Source organism: Leptospira wolffii serovar Khorat str. Khorat-H2 (assembly GCF_000306115.2).
GTDB classification, from domain to species: domain Bacteria; phylum Spirochaetota; class Leptospiria; order Leptospirales; family Leptospiraceae; genus Leptospira_B; species Leptospira_B wolffii.
This window is the reverse complement of record NZ_AKWX02000023.1, coordinates 422,290-443,520: the sequence shown is the minus strand read 5'-3', so window position 1 is coordinate 443,520 and position 21,231 is coordinate 422,290. Positions and strand designations below refer to the sequence as shown.

At 45.2% G+C, this 21,231-nt stretch carries 17 protein-coding genes and 1 pseudogene; 10 read left to right on the top strand and 8 right to left on the bottom strand.

What is annotated here, in order from left to right:
- The first annotated feature begins 2 nt into the window (after positions 1-2).
- On the top strand, positions 3-728 hold the full coding sequence (locus tag LEP1GSC061_RS20180; RefSeq protein ID WP_016547305.1) for a glycosyltransferase family 2 protein: 726 nt from the start codon (positions 3-5) through the stop codon (positions 726-728).
- Positions 729-738: 10 nt separating this feature from the next.
- Here the strand turns inward: LEP1GSC061_RS20180 and LEP1GSC061_RS20930 are convergent, their stop codons facing one another.
- The 5 genes from LEP1GSC061_RS20930 to LEP1GSC061_RS20155 all read right to left on the bottom strand — a co-directional run bounded on the left by LEP1GSC061_RS20930 (position 739) and on the right by LEP1GSC061_RS20155 (position 8,876).
- Positions 739-3,420: a PAS domain-containing protein gene (locus tag LEP1GSC061_RS20930; protein ID WP_198014292.1), complete on the bottom strand. Its 2,682-nt coding sequence runs from the start codon at positions 3,418-3,420 to the stop codon at positions 739-741.
- 253 nt (positions 3,421-3,673) lie between these two features.
- Positions 3,674-4,882: an EAL domain-containing response regulator gene (locus LEP1GSC061_RS20170; RefSeq protein WP_016547012.1), complete on the bottom strand. Its 1,209-nt coding sequence runs from the start codon at positions 4,880-4,882 to the stop codon at positions 3,674-3,676.
- Positions 4,879-6,780, bottom strand: coding sequence for a PAS domain-containing protein (locus LEP1GSC061_RS20165; protein ID WP_040510075.1), 1,902 nt, complete (start codon positions 6,778-6,780; stop codon positions 4,879-4,881). Before LEP1GSC061_RS20165 ends, LEP1GSC061_RS20170 begins: the two co-directional genes overlap by 4 nt.
- A gap of 178 nt (positions 6,781-6,958) precedes the next feature.
- Complete coding sequence (locus tag LEP1GSC061_RS20160; RefSeq protein ID WP_016547026.1) at positions 6,959-7,435, bottom strand: hypothetical protein; 477 nt, start codon at positions 7,433-7,435, stop codon at positions 6,959-6,961.
- A 61-nt stretch (positions 7,436-7,496) separates the two neighbouring features.
- Positions 7,497-8,876: an OmpP1/FadL family transporter gene (locus tag LEP1GSC061_RS20155; protein WP_016547033.1), complete on the bottom strand. Its 1,380-nt coding sequence runs from the start codon at positions 8,874-8,876 to the stop codon at positions 7,497-7,499.
- 6 nt (positions 8,877-8,882) lie between these two features.
- On the opposite strand from LEP1GSC061_RS20155, the gene LEP1GSC061_RS20150 reads away from it, so the two are divergent.
- The 9 genes and pseudogenes from LEP1GSC061_RS20150 to LEP1GSC061_RS20110 all read left to right on the top strand — a co-directional run bounded on the left by LEP1GSC061_RS20150 (position 8,883) and on the right by LEP1GSC061_RS20110 (position 18,250).
- Positions 8,883-9,128: a hypothetical protein gene (locus LEP1GSC061_RS20150; protein ID WP_040510073.1), complete on the top strand. Its 246-nt coding sequence runs from the start codon at positions 8,883-8,885 to the stop codon at positions 9,126-9,128.
- A 685-nt stretch (positions 9,129-9,813) separates the two neighbouring features.
- Entirely contained in the window at positions 9,814-11,808 is a 1,995-nt protein-coding gene (locus LEP1GSC061_RS20140; RefSeq protein ID WP_016547142.1) for a methyl-accepting chemotaxis protein, read from the top strand.
- A gap of 66 nt (positions 11,809-11,874) precedes the next feature.
- Positions 11,875-12,672 carry a helix-turn-helix domain-containing protein gene (locus LEP1GSC061_RS20135; RefSeq protein WP_016547071.1) on the top strand — a complete coding sequence of 266 codons (798 nt, stop codon included), beginning with the start codon at positions 11,875-11,877 and terminating at the stop codon, positions 12,670-12,672.
- Between the two features lie 79 nt (positions 12,673-12,751).
- A complete protein-coding gene (locus LEP1GSC061_RS20130; RefSeq protein ID WP_016547234.1) occupies positions 12,752-13,639 on the top strand; it encodes a M24 family metallopeptidase in 888 nt (295 codons plus the stop codon).
- The gene (locus LEP1GSC061_RS20125) at positions 13,636-14,871 is read left to right on the top strand and encodes an SMP-30/gluconolactonase/LRE family protein (RefSeq protein WP_016547027.1); all 1,236 of its coding nucleotides are present in this window, start codon (positions 13,636-13,638) and stop codon (positions 14,869-14,871) included. Before LEP1GSC061_RS20130 ends, LEP1GSC061_RS20125 begins: the two co-directional genes overlap by 4 nt.
- Positions 14,872-15,038: 167 nt before the next feature.
- Positions 15,039-16,010: a sterol desaturase family protein gene (locus tag LEP1GSC061_RS20120; RefSeq protein ID WP_016547361.1), complete on the top strand. Its 972-nt coding sequence runs from the start codon at positions 15,039-15,041 to the stop codon at positions 16,008-16,010.
- A gap of 213 nt (positions 16,011-16,223) precedes the next feature.
- Entirely contained in the window at positions 16,224-17,147 is a 924-nt protein-coding gene (locus tag LEP1GSC061_RS20115) for a patatin-like phospholipase family protein (protein ID WP_016546995.1), read from the top strand.
- Between the two features lie 164 nt (positions 17,148-17,311).
- Positions 17,312-17,437: pseudogene (locus LEP1GSC061_RS21985) on the top strand (fumarylacetoacetate hydrolase family protein); the annotation flags it as partial.
- 9 nt (positions 17,438-17,446) lie between these two features.
- Positions 17,447-18,250: an SDR family oxidoreductase gene (locus LEP1GSC061_RS20110; RefSeq protein ID WP_016547417.1), complete on the top strand. Its 804-nt coding sequence runs from the start codon at positions 17,447-17,449 to the stop codon at positions 18,248-18,250.
- 19 nt (positions 18,251-18,269) lie between these two features.
- On the opposite strand, the gene LEP1GSC061_RS20105 is transcribed toward LEP1GSC061_RS20110, so the two are convergent.
- The 3 genes from LEP1GSC061_RS20105 to LEP1GSC061_RS20095 form a co-directional block, all read right to left on the bottom strand.
- The gene (locus LEP1GSC061_RS20105; protein WP_016547314.1) at positions 18,270-19,631 is read right to left on the bottom strand and encodes a hypothetical protein; all 1,362 of its coding nucleotides are present in this window, start codon (positions 19,629-19,631) and stop codon (positions 18,270-18,272) included.
- Between the two features lie 99 nt (positions 19,632-19,730).
- Entirely contained in the window at positions 19,731-20,486 is a 756-nt protein-coding gene (locus LEP1GSC061_RS20100) for a hypothetical protein (protein WP_016547261.1), read from the bottom strand.
- 54 nt (positions 20,487-20,540) lie between these two features.
- Positions 20,541-21,230, bottom strand: a complete 690-nt coding sequence (locus LEP1GSC061_RS20095; RefSeq protein WP_016547393.1) for an O-methyltransferase — start codon at positions 21,228-21,230, stop codon at positions 20,541-20,543.
- Position 21,231 lies beyond the last annotated feature (1 nt).

Sequence of the window (21,231 nt, the reverse complement as noted above, 5' to 3'; positions counted from 1 at the left end):
ATTTGAGCTCGGAGATAAATCTTAGCTCCGTATACTTCCTAATTCCCGCTTTGAACGAGGAGGAAAGTCTTCCGGGAGTGATACGTTCCTTGAAGGAATTAGGCGTATCTTTGTCCCATATAGTCGTTGCGGATAACGGCTCGACGGATTCCACACCCAAAATCGTTCTCGATCTGGGAGCGAACTTAGTGCAAGAAACGGAAAGAGGTTATGGAGCGGCTTGTCTTGCCGGGCTTAAGTTCTTAGAAAGGCAAGGAATCAAACCGGAATTCCTCGTCTTTATGGATGCAGACGGGTCCGACGATCCTAAGGATATCTATGCTCTACTCCGTCCTTTTTCGGAACATCCAGAAACCGATTTCGTGATCGGATCTAGAATTCTAGGTAAAGCGGAGCCCGGCTCTCTTTCTTTTCTTCAAAAATTCGGAAACGCTCTAACTTGCACTCTCATCCGAATTTTCTATCGTAGAAAGTTCACCGACCTGGGACCGTTTCGAATTCTTAAATGGAAGTCCCTTTTGGGTTTGGCTGTTAAAGACAGAACCTGGGGATGGAATGTGGAAATGCAAATCAAGGCGATTCGCAAAAGATATGTGATCGAAGAAGTTCCGGTGAATTATATCAGAAGGAAAGGCGGGAAATCCAAGATCAGCGGAAATCTTATAGGAAGTATCCGGGCTGGCGGAAAAATACTTTGGATTTTTTTTAAACTGACTTTAGGTTTTTAGAATATTTCCTCTACGGTTTTCGATTTTTAGAATTTTGCAACGAGAATAGAACTCGCCGAACCTTCGACCAACTGTATGGTCGTTTGAGATGATTCTGATATCCGCTCCTGCTTTCCGAATTCCACTCGGAAGTAGGAATAAGATTGCGCTGCTGCAACACCGGCGCCCAATCCTCGGAATAATCCGATCGAAAGGCAAGTTCTTCATCGGCAAAAATAGCGAATATCTCGGAATACATTCCTAGAATCGCCTTCAGTTCGTAAATATCGTATACCTGAAGCACGTCGAAACCGATTCTTTTCAATAGACCGGAAAGCCCCGATATACCCTTGAAGTTTTTCTCGACGATTACGATTCTCCCGTCCACGAGGTCGTCGTTCATTACCAATTCTTCGGAAACGCTTCTGGAGAGCGGTAGAAAAATATCCACTTGCGTTCCTTTATCCGGTTCGCTATGGACATGAATCGCTCCTCGAGATTGTTGAACGAAAGCGTAAACCATAGGCATACCCAACCCGGTTCCCTTTCCCGCTCCCTTGGTAGTAAAGAATGGTTCGAAAATTCTCTCCCGAGTAATCGCATCCATTCCGATTCCCTCGTCTCGAACGGAAATCAGACAGCAATCCCCCATTTCCTGGAGTCCTGGTACGACCGCTCTTTCCGTTCCGGCGGGACAAAAGGAAACGGATACTAAAATCCTTCCTCCCTGCGGCATGGCATCCCTGGAGTTGATTCCCATGTTCAGAAGCGCGTTTTCCAATCCGTTCCTCTCGAAGTCGCAGCATAAAGGAAAATCTTCGAAGGAAAAATCTATAGTTACGACATCGTTTCGGATCCGAGTCAATACGGGAGCGAATTCCTGGACTACGCGACTCACATCGTAAGTCTCTGGATTGATCGCTTGTCTTCTGGAAAAAGATAATAGCCTGCGGTTCGCCTCCGCTCCTCGCTTAACCGCATCCTGAGCGGAACTCACTCGCTTCATCAGCTCCGGAGAATCCTTTAGCTTCAGTTCCAATAGATCCAGATTTGCAAGTATGACGTTTAGAAGATTATTGAAATCGTGAGCCATTCCTCCGGCCAGTTGACCTACCGCTTCCATCTTCTGGAATTGCCTCATGGAATCGTTCCATTCTTTTTGTTCCGTGATATCCTGCATGGTTCCGGACGTTCCGATAAGCCTTCCTTCGGCATCGAGTAAAGTTTCTCCTCGAACCAATAGATGCTTTTCGGTTCCGTTAGCGGTGATCACTCGGAATTCCGCATCTTCGAAAATTCCTTCTTCGGAGAGTCTAATATAATTCTTAGTAATTCTCTCCCTATCCTCGGGATGTATCAAGCTTAGGAATTCCTCGAATCCCTTCGGAGGCTCGCTCTCATCCATTCCGAAAATTTCATATAATCCGGGAGACCAGGTAAGCTCGCCGTCGAAATACATTTTCCAGCTTCCGATCTTAGCTATCTTCTGCGCATGCTGAAGTTCCTCCTTGCTTCTGGTCAACTGTTCCGCCGCGAATTGCAATTTTTGGGTCGCGAGACGGTCTTCCGTCTTATCCCTACCTACCGAGAAAATTGCACCTGAATCGGAAGAATGAACGGAGTTCCAATAGATAACCCGTATATCTCCGTTTTTCGTAATATAACGGTTTTCAAAACCGTAAGAATGGCCTTCCTTGCATAATTTTGCGATCTCATTCTTGGTATATCCCACGTCCTCGGGATGTATGAAATCGTAGATATTCTTTTTCTTAATGGACCTTCGATCGTATCCTAAAATCCTTCTAAAGGAAGAATTGGCCTTTTGGATATTCCCGTCCGAATCTATGGTGAGAATCATATCCAAGGAAAGCTCGATAAACGTCTTCCTTTCCTCGTCGGCGACGCGACGACTCACTACCTCGGCGAACCTTTTGGATACCACTCTCAAAAGATCGATATAAGCCTCTTCTCCGCTAAGCACTCTCTCCGAAAGAAGCTCTATCTCGTAGAATCTGCCGTCAGAAAGAACAGGAATGCCCATCCAGGATCGAAATCCCGCAGCCAAGGCAAAATCCTTTCTCTTAAGTTCCGTATCCGCCTCCAGATCGGGAATAAAATACAATTCTCCGGACTCGGTAACCTTCTTAAGAATCCCTTCCTTTACGCTGAATTTCTTCCCGACGGAGCCTTCCCGGAAAATCAGCTGTTTATCGTTAGTTGAAACGAAAGGGTCCTCGTCGTGGATAAAAACGAATCCCTCCTGAAAACGCCAGATCTGTCCGAAGGACCAGGGGGTATTTTGAATCAATGTGCGTATAACTTTTTCGAAGGCCGAGTGCAGATTCTCGGAAGCCGATATATTCCACAAAAGAGTCTCGCCTAAATTCCAAGAGAGCTCTTTTTTCTTTCTATCCGTGATGTCCTTATAATAAACGAGATAGCCTTTTTCCGTCGGAAATATTCTTACATCCAACCAGTAATGAAAAGGCAAAAAGAAAGATTCGAAGAAGACAGGCTCCCCGGTTTCTTGCGCCTTTCTGTAATTCGTTTCGAAATCCGTACCGATAATTCGAGGAAAGTGTTCGAATAAGTTCCTACCTACTACGTCGACGTTATGAAATCGGAAAAGAACATTTGCCGGCTCGTTTAAGTAAAGAATTTTCCATTTCTTATCGAAAACTACTACGGCGTCGGATATCCTATTTAAGATCATACCCATATCCGAAGTCGATAAGGGTAAAGAAGAGCCTAAGCTCTCATCCGAAAATTCATGATCCTTATGCGAAGACATCACACACCTTAGGCAGGCCTTTTTAGCAGGCTTAAAAGCGAATACAAGTAGAATTCGTTCCGCTTACATTTTCGCCGATTTGCGAACGATCGTTAAACGTCTATATGGGGACTAAGGATTTAAGACGGTAAAATACGTAGGAATTCCGACTTACGGATGCAACAAACGTCGCATATTAACCGAATTGGGCAATAATTTCCGAAACCTTATCCGGCGCGACTGGTCTGGAATAATAGTATCCTTGTCCGATATCGCATCCCGCCTCTTTCATCAGTCTTTCGACCTCGGCGTTCTCAATCCCTTCGGCGACCACATTCATACCTAGTTTATGCCCCAGATCGATGGAAGCCTGGCAGATAAATAAGGATTCCCTATCTCTTGGCGAATCCATAACGAAAGACTTGTCTATCTTCAATTCCGTAAAGGGGAATCTGTGCAATTGTTTCAGGGAAGAATATCCCGTTCCGAAATCGTCGATAGAAAGGCCGATTCCCCGGATCCTCAATCTGGTTAAAATATCCTGAGTGAATCTTATATTCTCCAAGAAACTGGTCTCGGTGATTTCCATTTGAAAATTGCTCTGCGGCAATCCCCTCTTCTTTACCTTTGCGAAGATATGCTCCGGAAACTCCAACTCCGTGAGAGTTACGGGAGATACGTTAACGGCCACACGAAGAGACTTACCGTTGGAATTCCAACCCGAGCACTGATCGATCGCCTGATCTATGATCTTTTCCGTCATTAGATTCAGGATTTGACTTTCTTTCTCCATAACGGGCAGAAAGGAATCCGGAAAGACCAGCCCCAATTCGGGATGATTCCAACGTACTAAGGACTCGAATCCCTCCACCTTACCCGTCTTTAAATCTATCTTAGGTTGATAATACAATATGAATTGGTTTTTATGAACTGCGTCCAAGAGCTCTTCTTTAGAGAATGCTCGTAGAGATTGGCCTGTGGCTCCAGGCTTGGCCTTAGATACCTGGTTCTTGGATTCTTTTTCTATAATATGATTGAATGTGACCTTTATATCGGAGATACGGATGGGCTTCTCCATTACGGACACAATGCTTAGACCGTATTCTCCCGCGAGGGTCTCAGCGCTATGGATCGTCCTTCGATCCGCTCCCGAGATGAGGATCACATCCGGATGAACTTCCTTTTCGGAAAGGGAACGGATAACGTCGACCCCGTCCATGCCGGGAATCATCAGATCAAGAATTACGCAGTCGAAACTAGAATCGACCTGGTTCAGAAAATCGGGAGCCGTATGTGCGAGAGATACGGAGAAGCCGCAATCTTCCGCGATCTCGCCCAGAATTTTAGCGATCTCCTCCTCGTCGTCGAGAATCAGCAATTTTTTACGGTTTCTTTCTTCCTTCATGGAAGAGTCTCTCCGATTTTCTGAAGTGCGTCTCTTAAAGCGGACTTAGTATAAGGCTTTCGTATGAAAGGAACGTCCCTGGGAATTTCCGGATCGGCGGGATCTTGTGCCGAAGAAAGGATTATTTTCTGAGCGCCGAATCTGGTTAATTCTTTCGTAATATCTATCCCCCTATTCTTGGCCCATTGCAGGTCGAGAAGCACGAAGGAAATATCCGAATCTCCCGAAAAGAATCCGGCAAGCCTCTTGGAGTCCGAAGTATTCATAGGTTCGAATCCGAACTCCCTTAAATATACTCCGACTAATTCCGCCGATTCCCTATTTTCCTCAATCACTAGGACTTTTCCGTATTTCTTGCCGTTTACGGTATGTTTCCTTTGTATACTATGGGAAACGTCCTTGTATACGGGAAGGAAAATCAGAAAACTGGAGCCATAATCGGGGACGGTAATCACTTTCAAAAATCCGTTCGATTGTTTTACAAAACCGTAAACCATGGTCAATCCTAAACCGGTCCCCTTTCCTCCTCCTTTTGTGGAAAAAAACGGATCGAAAATTCTAGCCTTGATCTCGTCGTTCATGCCGGTACCGGTATCCGTCACGGAAACCAAAAAATAATCCTCAAGGCCTAAACCGGCGATCCTAGATCCTTTCGCATCTCCGTTACGTATAAAACCTGAGGAAATATATATCTTTCCGCCATCCGGCATCGAATCCCTAGCGTTGAGTGCAAGATTCAACACTGCATTCTCCAATGCGGTTTTTTCTATGTCGCAAATGATCGAGTCCTCGGAAAGTTCGTATTCGATAGTCACCTTATCCGTCCGAATTCTGTCTAGTATTGGAATAAACTCCCTTAATACTCGGTTTACGTCCGTCGGTTCCGGATTTAAGGCTTGCTTTCTAGAGAATGCGAGGAGCCTCTTATTCAATTCCACTCCTCTTTGGATGGCGCCCTGCGCCGAACTTACCCTTTTGAGTAATTCGGGAGAATCCTGCAGCTTCAGCTCTAAAAGATCTAGATTCGCTAATATAACGTTTAATAGATTATTAAAATCGTGGGCCATTCCTCCGGCCAATTCTCCTACGGCTTCCATCTTTTGAGATTGTCTGAGCCTTTCTTCGGTCAAGCGTCTAACGGTAATGTCTCTTTCTATTCCCATCAAGTGGGTGGTAACGCCCTTATCGTTTACGATGGGAAAGATATCCATTTCTATCCAATATTCGTTTCCATCCTTATCGTAATTGACGATTTCCTCGAAGCACGGCTTCCCTTCCGAGATCGCCTCCCGAATCCGATCTAAAACCTTACGATCCGTCCTGGGGCCTTGCAGAATTCTAGGGGTTTTGCCCAAAACTTCTCCGCGCTTATAACCGGTAAGTCGTTCGAAAGCTTCGTTCACATAAACGATCCTGGGTCCCGGTTCGTCTATAGGAGAAGCCTCGGTAATCAGAAATATATCGTTGGATCTCTCAATTCCCATCTTTAATAAATTGAGATGATCCAGGGACTCGTTTCGCTCGATGGAAAGACGAATGGCTCTTTCCAATACGTCCGCGTTCAGCCTGTCTTTGAGTAGTATGTCCGATACGGGAATCTTCTTTTCCCGAAGTTCCTTTCTCACATTTGAGTCGTTCACGATTAGAATTATGGGAGGAAGAGGAGAAAAATGCAGGACCTCCCAAAAAGAAGGAAATCTATCTCCGGATCCGTAGGAAGAGAGGATTAAATCGAAATATTCGGAACGCAGACATTTTTCCGCTTCGGACACATCGGAAACCCGAACCGCGACGATGTGACCGATTTCCATCTCACCCAAAAGACTTCTGAATACACGATAGTCTTCTTCGCGATCCTCCAGAACAAGAATTCGCCTAGGGACCCGCCAAAAACCCATTTAGTCCAATCCAGGAGTAATAATACTCGATTCGATTTCGGATTCAATGAAAAAGCGGAAAATCATATCCTCGAATTGGACGAAAAGAGAAGCGTCATTGCACGCTTCTCCTAAATTCGCGAATTCGAGGAAAGAATTTATATAGCGATTTAGAGGCCTTCCAAAGAAGGTACCTATATCACTTATGCATCTCCTCTATCTTATAGGCGGCATGGCAAGCCACGCAATTCTTGGTGAGGTTGTCCATTTCCTTCAGAATGATCTTAAGATCCTTCTTTTGCTTCAATAAGGTAGCGATCGTATCGAATTGTCTATGGGTTCCGAATCCTAGCTGTTTGAATTCGATAGGAAGCTTGACCAAAATCTTTTTTTCCTCATGCTCCAAGCTTTCCACCAATGCCATCCCGGAAGCGGAGGCGGCGACTTCGGCCTTCGCATAATCGTCCTCTGCAAGAGCGGCAAGCATGCCGTTGACGGAGGTAAGAAGACCTCTCATTTCGGTGAGAACCAATAACTTTTCGTCCTCGGTCAAACGTATCGAGGTCCTACCGTCCTTGGAAACGGATGTGTTTCCGAAGATAAAGAAATATCCGAATATGGAAACGGTCGCCGCCCATAAACAAAAAGAAATCACACCCCAGGGAATTTTCCTCATATCATCTCAGTCCTTATATACTTTATTTTTTAATAAATTTACGCTTTATATGTGATAGAATCTAAATATTCTTTTCCATTCCTAAATACAAGCTCACTATCGACATGCTTTTGCTGTGATCGAATCTCTGAACTTCCACGTCGGAGTTTGGAAATACGGAATGAGCCAGAGTCCAGTCCGAATTTTTGGCCCCGGAAACCGATTTAGGAAAACCGTATTCGACCGCAAAATGAAACGCGTATTCTTTCATATACCAACCGAAACCGGCCGCCAGATGGTGCTCCGTAGTCGTTCCCAACATGGGACTGACCCCTCTTTCTCCCGTCGGAGTCTTTCCGTAACTATACCCCATCCTCGTTCGAAAGTTTTCGTTCCATTTGTATTCCCCACCGAGAGAGAATACCCATTGGTCTTTCCAATGGAAATTCATCTGCATGACGTTAGAATCCGTCCCGAAAGGAGTCGTAACGGAAGAATGGTCCAAAACGAATTTGCTACTTCGAAAACTCTGGGACCAAGGAATGAATTTAATGTCGAAATCCAGAATCCAGGACTCCTTTCTATAGGAAATCCCCATAATATGTTTGTCAGGCCAGACCATATTTCTGGAAACCCTGGATGCTTGCGTAGTCCCGTCGGACTCGAGAACCCGCATGCTACCGTCTAAGGGCAATAAGTTTCTGGTAGTATAAGAATAAGCGATGCGAACCGTATCGGACAAATCGTAGGACATCCCCAATTTCCCTCCGTAAGAATAGGATGGATCGCTATTGTATCTAAGACTTCCCGGCAATTCCAAAGAACCGGTCGGATCGCGATAAGTTTTTTGCATTTCCATAAAAGCGTAAACTATATCCAATCCCGCACCTAAGGATAGATTTCCGAATTTCATTCCAACTCCGGATGTGAATTTAACTGTTATGAATTTATAAACCAGATTCTCTAAAATTCTTCTCTCGTTTCCGATATAAGGAAGATCCGTGCCCAGAGTTTCATCCAAGGTCTTACCGTTAGGAGAAAGCCTTCTTATATTGGAGAACATCCCGCCTCCTCCTCCTTGAGAATACAATGCGAATCCGATTCCTACCTTATCGTTCAAAGGAGTTATATATCCAAGATAAGGAAGAATGGCCTTAGGACTTTCCACCAAGCTATTCTCATAAGCCTCGTTCGGATCCCCGCTAATATATCTGTCCTTGTATTCTATCCGAGGAGAATGAAATCCAGCTCCTAGTTCCCACTTTGCATTCTTCAATCTGCCAAGATGTGAAGGATTCGATTCCAGATCCATCACGGAACCGCCTACCGCCTGGAAAGCTCCCCCCATTCCGGCCTGCCTAGCTCCGAAGGCAGGCTGTAGGATTCCCTGGAAAGCTTTTATAGGTTCTACGAGAATAAGTAAGGGTGCTAGTATAAGTAAACGGATAGAGGATTTAAGCATAAATTTATGATCCTGCGAATCATTATCAATAATTGCAGACTAAAAAGAAGAGAAGAAGAAACAAGAATAAAATCCTACTTTGGAGTTCCAACTCCCTTTGAGGAATATCAGGGAGTCGATCCGTGCGGAGAAGGACTCCTGTGCGAATCTCCTCTCCTTCCAAGAATGGAATATGGCAGCAGTCCCCACCCTGCAACCGGACCGGATCTCATTTTTTCCGATATTTTGTTTCGTGATAAATTCAAAGAATGAAAAATTTCGATAAAAATAATCTACTAAGTATGCACGATTTGTCGGCATATCTCGGAAAATCCGTTAACGTAAAGTTTCGTTCCCCGATAGAAGGGTTCGATCGGGAAAGACTGGCATTCTGGCGAGAAGAAGTCACTCTCTCCGGTGTGGAACTAATTCACTTCGATTCTGGGGCAATGAAAGTTATCCTCAGACTATCCGATGGGGAAATACTGCAAATCCATCCCATGATGATAACCTCGGCTTCTTAAGGCTCGGGTCGAATTCCGAAATCGGAAGATACGACGATCCTGAAAGCGAATATTTTCATTCGAATTTCGTAAATCACTAATGGAATAATAGGACGTCCGAATATTTTCCTCTGTCCTTGGCTCGCTGTGGATAAATCCAGATCCGTTCGCAGTGAGTCTCTTTTCCCGAATAAAACGTATCGATACTAAATCGAACGTACGCAATGCATAAACAACACTCACGCATAGGCTAAAAGCATTAGTTATCGAGAAAAATTCTCCCCGACGCGATCGGACAATTTAGTTGCCTCAAGCAAGCGTTGCAAAATGATATCTATCGGTATCGGAAGATTCTCCGATTTCCGACCTTAGATTCTCTTAAGAATCGCTTCTTCGATATCTAAGATCGGGATATCTTCGTCCTATACAACAAGTTCCCTAACACAAAGAGACTCATGCAAAGAAACAGCCTAAAATTCATTCTTTTACTCGCCGGAGCAGGTATCCTGATCGCTCTGACTTGTTTCATCTCCGGGTTGGCCTATTATATAGGGCAAAAGAAAATTACGGAAACGTATATAGCCCAAATGCATGGGACCGTCGGAGTCGTTGGACAGGAGATAGACGATTTCTTTACCACGCATGTCAACGTAATTCGTATGGCAGCAAAAGATCCGCGCACGATCGCTTCCGTCAAGACAAGCAGTCCTATCGCGAAGGAATATTATAAGGAATTAAAAGACCTATATGGTGTTTATGATAATGTATACGCTCATACCTACGGCCAGGACCCGACCGTCATAGCGGACGCGGACGGAAACGCCATCGGTTATAAATTGAAGAACGAAGAGATGGACCCCGAAGAGTTAAAAGCCGGAAAAGAAAAGAGATATTTTATCGGAAAACCCATCCTGAATCCCTTGACCAATAAGCCGATAGTCACCATCACCTTTCCCGTTTACGACGGCGAAAGATTGATAGGAAACTCGGGGATCGCGCTCTCTTTGACGGATTTAACCGAAAAAGTAATCCAAAAAATAAAGATCGGTCAAGCCGGTTACGTCGTAGTCACTACAAAGGCGGGACTCCTCATCGCGACTAAGGACAAGGAGCTGATCCTAAAATACGATCTGGCAAAAGACGAGGCCGGAGCTAAAATGTTGGCCCTGAAAACGGGAGAGGATCTGGAGTTCAATTACCAAAACGAGGATCATATCGCCACCACCTACGATCTGGATAAATGGGGGATGATGATCATCGCGGTACAACCAAAAGGCGAAATCAACTATATCATACTCGAACTTTTGCTCTTCATAGGACTCTCGGCCTTGGCAATCGCCGTCCTTTCCGTGGGACTACTTTACATTCTTCTAAATAAAAGATTGAATCCTTTGGAAAAAGCGAGCATGATCTTCCGATCGATGGCGACGGGGGACCTGACTTCGGATATAGAGATCGTTTACCAGGACGAAATCGGCCAAATGGGTCGGGATATGAATTCCTTCATAGAAAGCCTAAGAGGATCTCTTAAAGATATACAAAGGATAGCGTTCGAACTTGCTTCCGCTTCCGAAGAGCTGACTTCCTCCTCCCAAAATTTCGCCACGGGAGCTCAATCCACCGCAGCGTCTTCGGAGCAGATGTCCGCCACCGTGGAAGAAATGTCGGCAGGTATGGAAAATATCGCCGTCGCTACCGAGAGACAATATGGGAATATTATGGAATTCCACTCCAAGATCAAGGAACTGTCAGAAAGCGTACGTAGGATCGGAGTGCAAATCGAAAGTACCCTGAATCTTACGAAATCAATCTCCAATCAGGCCAAGAAGGGAGAGGAATCCATCCAAGGGATGAGTAAGATGATCGAAAACATACTACATTCTTCCGGCGAGATGACCGCTATCATCAGTATCATCAACGAGATCTCCGACCAAACCCAGTTGCTTGCGTTAAACGCGGCGATAGAGGCTGCTCGCGCCGGAGAAGCGGGAAGAGGATTCGCGGTAGTCGCGGACGAGATCTCCAAATTGGCGGAAAAGACTGCCTCCTCCATCAACTCCATAGGCAGCATGATTACGAACAATAACCGGGAACTGGATTCGGGTGCGAATGCCATTCGTTCTTCCGCAGAAATCATCCATGGTATCATGCAAAACATCGATTCCGTTGCGGAGGCCATGAACCAATTATACTCCATCACGGAAACCCAAGAATCCTTAAAAAGAGAAGTGGACCAGGGAGCGGAAAAAATGGGCTCGGATGCGGAAGCGGTCAAATTATCCACGGACGAGCAAAAACGCGCGGTCCGAGAAATCGCCGCAGTCATCACTCAGATCAACGAGCACACTCTCAACACCGCTTCGGGCTCGGAAGAGATGTCCTCTTCCGCACAAAATCTTGCTACAACGGCGGAGACTCTCAGATCCATCACCGAAAAATTCAAAGTCTGAAACTGAACTTTTCTCCTTGAAACGCTCGCTCAGTTCGTAAGAATCTGATTTCTTCGATTTTGAGCGATGCGTCCGGATCCTAAAGGAATACTATATTTATGGAATACTCGCGTAATCTTCGCTACCGACGCGATGCAGACCGATTTCCATGAGCACTATGCGGCGTCATTGGCCATTTCTTTGGAAAAAACCATATGTATAGAAACGGAAAAGAGCAAAGAAGAATATAGGGTCGCCCTGGTCGGGCCCAACACTTATCATAGGACGATATCTCCCGGTATTAAGATGGTGGTATTATTGATCGATCCCGAAACCCACGAATACGGATCCATTTCCGATTTCGGAAAATCGGGAGAAGTCAGACGCTTAGATATCGCCCCCTTCTTGCCTCTGATGGAAAAGTTATGGGATCTATATTATGGAAATATAAATTACTCCGACGCCTGGGATCTCCAGATGGAAATGCTACGTTGTGTATTTCCGTTCGAAAAACTGAAAAAAACCGTCGATGAAAGGATCCTAAAAATCGCTCGAAAGATCCGTACCGAGCTCCCGGATAGCATCCGCATGAAAGAGATCGGTAAGGACTTTTCTATCTCGGAAGACAGGTTGATCCGTCTATTTAAGGAAAATTTGGGAATCCCTCTGCGAAGGTACCTTCTTTGGGTGAGAACCTGGGAAGCCTGTAGGCTTCTCACGGAAGGAATCAGTCTGACAGAGGCGGCGCACGCGGCGGGTTTTGCGGATTCCGCCCATTTCACTCGGACCTTTAAGGAGAATTTCGGGTTTGTTCCCTCCTCATTTTTCGGGCATCTGAAATCCATCGAAGTCAGATTCTGCGAATCGGGAGATCGCATTTTTTAAAAAATTCATCCTACACCGGAATCGTTCAAGCGAACCGCAAGCCTTACTGCTATCCTTCTTTAGATCGAGAGAGAAGAATATGCCGTTACCTACAGATAGAGGATTCTTATCCAAACTTTCCTCAAAATTATCCAGAGCGCGATCCGAATCCATAAAGATTCCTAACGAAGAAGAGAAGGCGGGATTCCTAAAGGCCCAAAGACTCGCATACGAATGCGTTACGGAGATCGAAAAAGAAATGCGGGAAGGTTGGACGGAAATTCGAACCGCAAAGCGAATGAATGAATTCCTAAGAGATCACGGAGTTAAAATCTTCCTACATCGTCCTTTTGCCTGGTTCGGAGAACACGCCAGATTCGACGGTTATAAAAGATTCACCCAATTCCATCCCGGCAAAAAAAGATTAAGAGCCGACGAATCCTACATTCTCGACGTTTCTCCCGTTGTGGACGGTTATATCGGAGATATAGGTTATTCTTCTTCCTTAGCTCCCAATCGGGAATTGGATCATGGTATGGAATATCTTCTCAAACTTAGGGAAGAAATTCCCAAATACTTCGCCTCCTCCTTAAGTGCGGGAGAAATTTGGAGAAAGATAGATAGGGACGTTAAGGCCGATGGGTTCGATAATATTCACGCACTGTATCCTTTCGCCGTTTTAGGTCACAGGGTATACAAGGTTCGCCTTCCTAAGTTCTCGTTACCGATTTTACCCGTAAGTTTTGCGAGTTGGTTTAGCCTACAGGGTTCCTACGAATTCCTGACGCATAAGATACTACCGGAACTTCTCACTTCGGATCACGAAGGAGAAAAGATAGGACTCTGGGCAGTGGAACCCCATTTAGGACGAGGCAAGACGGGATACAAGTTCGAAGAGATCCTAGTGGTGGAAAAGGATCGGGCCTATTGGCTGGACGAGGAAGTTCCTCACGTAAAAAGAGCGAGAAAGCTCCAAAAGGCAGTATGAAAATACTTTATAATACTTTAATTTTCCATCTTATAATACAGCTTTTAGGATGTAATCCCGGGAAAATCAAGATAGGGCCCGCATACTCTTTGGGAGAAGTCCCTACTTCGATATCGGAAGTAGAGAGCAAACAGGATCCGTTCATTAACGGCTTAAAGACGGAAATGCGGGATCTACCCGGTCACGACGATCTGATCTTCGACTCGGAAAGGAAAATCGGATTCGCTTCCGGAATGGACGGCTGGGTCTGGAAATTGGATCGGAATACCGGGAAGTCGGAGGCCTGGGTAAAGCCCCCTGTAAATCCCGCTGGGATGCAATTCTCGGATTCCAAGAAAGAAAAGATACTAGTATGCGCTTCCCGTTTGGGCGGAGAATCCTATACGGAAGAAAACAGGGTTGGACTATACGAAATAGAGATCTCCTCTCGAAAAATTCGTCCTATACTATTAGATTTACCTAAAATAGATAAGGAAGAATTCGAAAAAGTCTATGCGACCGGAGAGAGACCTACCTTGAAACTGAAGGATCTCGGTCCCTCCAATTCCCGCTCCTTCTCCTTATGCAACGATTTAGCCGTATCCAAAGACGGAGAACGGATCTACATTACGGAACCTTTCGAAAGGGAAAACGCGGCCATGGGGAGCGGTGCGGTCCCGGAAGCGATCGGATTATTCCCTCATGGAAAACTTTGGGTTTTGGATAGAAAAGAAGGAACAGTATCGTTAGCGTTAAACGGCTTTACCTTCGTAGACGGAATTCTTTTAGAAGAATCGAATGGAGAAGAGAAGTCCGTTATCTTTACGGAAACCTCCAAATTCAGGATCATCAGAGCATTCTTCTCCGGAAAAAATCAGGGCAAATCGGAAATACTTTTCGAAAACCTGCCGGGTCTTGCGGACGGGCTGGAAAGAGACGATAAAGGAAGAATTTGGACAGGAATCATCAAACCCAGATCCAAACTCGTAAATTTCGTGCATGGCAATCCGTGGCTGAAACCATTTCTTCTTTCTTTACCGCAAAGCATCCTACCCATCGCAAAGAAAACGGGAATCCTAGTGATCGATTCGGAGGGAAGGAAACCATTATACTACCATATGCATGACGGAACTATGATCAAAGATATCTCCGTGGCTGTCCCTTTTGAAGGAAAAGTCTATTTCCCCTCCTTCGACAAGACTTCACGGGGACTATTTTCCTTATCGATGGAAGAGTTCCATATCGAAGAATAAGAAAGAGCGCCGGGAATCGCGGGATCGATGTTTCTCGGTTCCTTTATCCCGCAAGAACACAAGCGATCGATCCGAATTTTATAGGTCCGCCTGAGATTTCTCAGAGTCGGACTCTAAGATTCCATTTGACCGGCTTTGCCCCGACATTACGTTTAGATGTAGAACCGATGCAAGCCTATTTGACGGAAATACTTCGTTCTCTTTTAAGTCCGATTCGAATCGTATTTCTTCCTTCCGTAAAAATCTATTGGCTCTACCTTTTTAGCTCCGTCCTAATCACTCTTATTTTTGTCGCATGGAGAAGTAGGAAAACAAAGGGTGCCTCGCTTCGGGATTCCTTAAGGGAGATTCTTTCTAAGCGGGTTTGGTTGCACGAATCCGCACTTCTAGACTACAAATATTATTTTATCAATACGTTCTTTTTCGCCTTATCCTTCGGTTACTTCGTATTATCCGGGGCGAGCGTATCCTTTTTCGTGAGCATGCATTTGAACGAAGCCTTCGGTATGAGAGAGAACATACCCTCTCCCGGTGCATTCTTCATCTTTCTATACTCGATTTTATTCTGGTTAGCGAACGATTTCGGTCGATTCTTCGCACATTGGCTTCTTCATAAGACTTTCCTCTGGGAATTTCACAAGCTTCATCACTCCGCAAAAGCATTGAATCCGCTGACGGTTTACAGAGTGCATCCCGTCGAAGCCATCTTGGTAAATTCTTTGGGTGCGCTTTGCTCCGGAATCGTTACAGGAGTGGCCCTATTCTTATTCCCCAACGGGATCAATATGATTTCCTTCTTGGGAGTAAACGCCGGGATTTTCGTATTTAACTTATATGCGAATTTAAGACATTCTCATATAGGACTTCGATTTCCGAATTGGTTGAGTAAGATTCTCCTAAGCCCCGCCCAACACCAAATCCACCATAGTACAAATATTATACTCCAGAACAAAAACATAGGAGTCTCTTTCGCGATATGGGATGTTTTATTCGGAAGCCTTTATATTCCTAAAGAAGAAGAAGCCGAAAATACGATCTTCGGATTGGAAGAAGAGAAAGATGAGGATTTCCAAAACTTATTTTCCATCTACTTTCTCCCATTCCGAAGAATTTTGGAAAGAATAAGAAACAGTTCTTAAGCTTCGAGCCTCCGAATTCTTAGACATAGAAAATTCTAATAAGTTCGGATTCTCGAATTGATCGAAATCAATGCGAACTTTAGCGTTTTATAAATTCTGCGAAGAATGCGCGCAAAAATCCTTCTCAAATTTGCAACCTTTGGAGATGGAAAACCTCTTATCTTTTGTAAACGGGATTGAAAGGAAATTCTTCGATTCCGAAAGGAGAGATTGATGCAACTACCAAAAGCTAAAAAAGGTGCGAGAGCGTTGTTAGTGGAAGGAGGAGGAATGAAAGGTGCGTTTGCAGGAGGAGTCTTGCATTCGTTGAACTGCACTCTTCCCGCTCAAAATTTCGATTTGATTCTCGCAGTCTCCTCGGGTGCCTGCTGCGCAGCCTATTATGCGACCACACCGAATCCCGAACCGGTAGCGGGGGATCATACTCTTTCGATATGGAAATATGAACTAGCAGGGAAAAAACTCATATCGGTCCTGAACCCGATTTTCGGTAGGACCTTCTTAGATCAGAAATATTTAATAGATTATTTATTCCGAAAAAAATACCGTATCGTTACGGAGAACCTGGGAAAGAAAGGACTTCCCGAACTGAGAATCGCAGTCAGCAATCTTAGATCCCGATCCATAGAATACAGGAAAGCTACCAAGGAAAATCTTTTCGATTTATTGAAAGCCGCGACTTCTTTGCCGATAGCCACGAAAGGAAAGTATAAAATCGACGGGGAATATCTATCCGATGCGGCCATCCTAAATCCTTTGCCTCTGGAAGATCTAATCGAAGCTGGATATAAGGATATTACGGTCGTACTAAATTCTCCGATCGAACATCTTTCCCCTCCCCTGACTTCGGTGAGTCGTTTTCTCTCCTTTCCTTTGGATCGGAAATTATCCAAGATTATGAAGATTTCCCATCATACGAATTATAATCTCGGAAGAGCCATCGCCTCCAATCCTCCCAAAGGGGTTCGAATCTATACGATCGGTCCGGAGACGAAACTGCCTGTGGGACTCATCACAACCAAAGAGTCCAGATTGATAGAAACCGTGGAATTAGGAAAGGAGATCGGCAGGAAGGCGGCGGAGTTCTTGAAACGCAATTTCGGAAAGAGTCGCCATTCTTTTTCCGTTCTAAGCTAAAATAATAAGGGAGAGGGCGATCGACCCATTCCCTTATTGAAATTTACATTACGAATTTCCACTTATCGATGTTTCTATCTATAAGTGGATCAACTTTATCATAGGGATATTCCTCCAGCTTTCACACCCCCAATACTGATTCACACCCGGGAGTTTTTAGATAGATCCAAGGCCAATCCAAACGAAGCGAATATCTCCAGCCTAAGGATACGATTCGATCTTGCATTCGAACTGCGGATCGCAGAATCGATTTAGGCGATCAGATCCTAAATGTCGTCCAGGAATCCTGAGGTAAAATTATGAATTCATTTTATGAAGATAAAGTAGTCTGGATCACCGGAGCTTCTTCCGGAATCGGAGAGGCTCTCGTAAAACGACTCTCGGGAAATGGAGCGAAAATCTTTCTGTCCGCAAGAAGAATCGAAGAATTGCGAAGAGTACAAAAGGAGAGCGGGTTGAGCGACTCCAATTCTCTTTGTTTGCCTTTGGACCTAGCGAATTACGAATCCTTAAAGTCTTATCCTCCGATTGTGTTGGAAAAATTCGGGCGGATCGATATTCTGATCAATAACGGAGGGGTCAGCCAGCGTTCCTTGGCCCATGAGACCGACTTAAGCACTTACCAAACGATCATGGACGTGAATTTTTTCGGGACCATAGCTCTTACTCTTGCCGTTCTACCCCATTTTCGAAAAAGACGGACGGGATGGATCATCTCCGTTTCTAGCGTCGCGGGAAAATTCGGAGTACCGTATCGAAGCGGTTATTCTTCCGCCAAAGCGGCTCTAACCGGATTTTTTGAAGCACTCCGAGCGGAGAACGCTTCCGAAGGAATCAAAGTGACGATGGTATATCCGGGATTCATTCGTACTAAAATCTCGGAGAATGCACTCCAAGGAAACGGAAGTTCTTTCGGAGTTCCGAATATCAAAACAAAAGCGACCATCAGCGCCGAAGACTGCGCCGATAGAATTCTAAAAGCGGTCCAAGAAGAGAAATTGGAGATTCAAATCGCCAGCCCGAAGGAATCGTTCGGAGTAGCATTTCATAAATACTTTCCGACCTTGTTCTCGAAATTCATTTCCAGGGCGAACGTGATTTAATAAATAATCTATTCCTTCCTCAATCCTCGCTACGCACGATACGGAAGTAATTACCGCCTTCTTTGAGATTCTCGTATCGGGTCCAATGGATCTTCTTTCCTTTAGGAATATAAGGATACTCGGCGGATTTCAGTTTGATCCCATGGAATAAGGAATAAACTCCGACCGCGAGCGAAATCGCAGTATCTTTGCGGCGCTTGGTAAGAATACGCATATCTTTTTCTTTATCAATGTATCCGATCTCTATATAGGCGGAAATCGCATTGATGAATGTAGGAAGACTATAAGTCGAGATATAAGGATCGTTGATCGGTCCGGGATTCGCAAGCTCTTCGTCGTCGGTAGGAATCTTTCTGAGACCGTATTGGACGAAACGCATGAGTTCCGAAGCCGCATAATAATTATCTCCCCCAAAGCCCTCCGGCCCGTCCTCTCTTCTCCAGAGTTCCGGCTCTGCCCTTTCTCTATCCCAGAATTTTCCCTTTGCGGAATACTCGGAGTGCTTCTTGGCATACGGCCCGGGACCGCCTAACAACGCTTTTTCGACCCACCCGTTACTTTCGGCGTATTTCCAGGTGATCATATTCTGCCGGTATCCTTCGAAATTGGAAAGATCGGATTTCTTACCGCTTTTATTCGGCCAATATCCGTTGAAATAGATCCATGCATCCGCGACGGCGTTTTCCAATCGGGACCATTCCATCTTAAATTTCATCCATTCGCTCCAAGGACCCTCCAGGAATTTCTTGGGAGAAGCTCCTTCGGAAATCTTTCTCAAAGAGTAAAAGGTTCGATAAGAAGGAGAAAGCACCGCCGCCATCCCTCCCGGATGTCCCTTCCAACTAGGATTCAAGTGTAAGGATAAAACCAAGTAAGGGCGAGCCGCATTGATTCGGGAAATTCTCCCCGGTCTCATCTTTCCCGTTTTTTTATCGGGATAGTCGTATAGACGATAGAATGCATTGGGATCGGAAGAAAGATCGGCGCCTTCTTCCTTAGCCGTATCCTCTCTAGTAAGATCGGAATCGATCCGTATCCAAGGAAGAGAATCGTCCGTAAACTTTTTTGCATACGAGCGAAAAGTTTCGAAACCTTCGGGAGTCTTGGTCAGATCCAAAATCTCTTTGACTTCTTTGGAGAGGGCGAGAACCACCTCGCTCTCTCTTCTTCCTTTGCTTTGAGCTCCCGCTTTATAAGGCTCCAGGTATTTTTTGGTAACTGGATCGTATTTGTCTCCGTGCTCTTCCTTGGGCTTCAGATCCAAACCTCCGTGGCCGGGATCGATCACTATATTATAGGTTTGTTTCGGAGATTCTTGTGAGAAAAGAGCGGAAGAGAATATAAGAATGGATAGTAAGAAGACGGAAATTCTTTGTGTCACGAATGGAAATTTTTTTCTCCGGAGGTATCGGACAAAGCCTGATACTCCCCGAAGATCCGTCAAGGAATCCCGAAAGAAATTTCGGGATTTAGGAAGGGCTTAGAGTTTGGACTCGGCAAAGACCATATTGCGATTATCGCTCAGATCCACCTTGTATTTCTCCCTTACGTTCTTACTTTCCTCCTCGGGTTTCAATTTGCTCAGGATGGAAATACCGTATTCTTTCGCTAGTCTGAGATGAACCAGACTATCTTTGAATCTGGAATCTCTGCGCATGCGCTCAGCCTGGATGAACTGGTAATAAGCGATCTGCAACTTGTGCTGGTTCAGAGATATCTCCCTACCAGCCGCGCCCTTGGCCGCTCCGCCCGGACCCTGCTTTTGTTCGATCCCCACGATTGTATCCGCACATTCTCCCAGGAGCTGGTCCACTTTTTGGTTATATAGGTCGGAGAATTTTCCGTAAAGCTTATTGGTCTCGTCTTCGGTCTCCTTCATCTTGCGACCTGCAACCACGTATTTTCTCATCAATGCGTAGCGATATGCTTCGTTATATTTTTTCCAGATCGTCTCGAAGTCCTGCTGGGATCCTTGGACTTGGGAACCGAAATTTTTTACCACAACTTCCAGGGCTCCCAGATCGTTTTTCAACTTGGTCTGGGTGGAATCCAGGGTACGAGCGAAGTGGAATTCTTCTAGATAATCGCCCTGGTATTTCGGATCCTCTACTGCGTTTGCGAGTGCGGATCCTTTGGAATCGTTTGCCGATTTATTTTGTGCAGTTACGCCGTACGTTAGAACGAAGACGGAAGCGAATAATACCGCAATCGTTCGAGGGAAAGAAATTTTTGTCATTGTGTCGACCCTTCGCGGTAATATAGCATAGCGAGGGAAGGACAAACAAGCTTTTTATTCGGAAAAATCGATACATAATATTCCGTCTCCGGCCGGGAACAATGTATAAGTAAGGCCGGATGCCTTCACCAAAGACCATAACTCTCTCACCGCTTCGTCCGAAGGCGCCTGTCTTTCCGGATCCGCAATCCTTCCATGCCATAGAACGTTATCGAATACGACTCGAACTCGCCTATCTTTCGCTTTAGAAGATAATAAACTAAATATTTCGGGGTATCTTACCTTATCGCAATCTACGAATAGGAATTCTTTTCCCTCGGGAGGTTCAGAAGCCAGATAGGAATCCAAATATTCCACGCAATCCGCGTTCCTTAGCTCCACGTTTTTACCGACGCCGTCTATTCTTTGTAGGAATTCCCACGCGGTTCCGGAGAAGAGTTTCTCCCGATCCACGGAAACGATCCTCACTGTATTTCCCAAGGCAGAATACAACCAGACGAGCGAAACTCCGTAACCTGTTCCGAGCTCCAATACGTTTCCCGGGTTCCAGGAACGTGCGAGAAATGCAAGGACGGCCCCTGAAGCGGGGCTTAAGACGGGAAAGCGATCTTCTCTCGCTTTATTTTCCAAATCCTCCATCCATTCGAAGGGGCGAGGCACGAGTTCTTTATCGATCCATTCTTCCAGACCTTCCCGAAAGACGGATTTTCCGTATTTATTCGGACCTTTTTCGGACGATTTCATC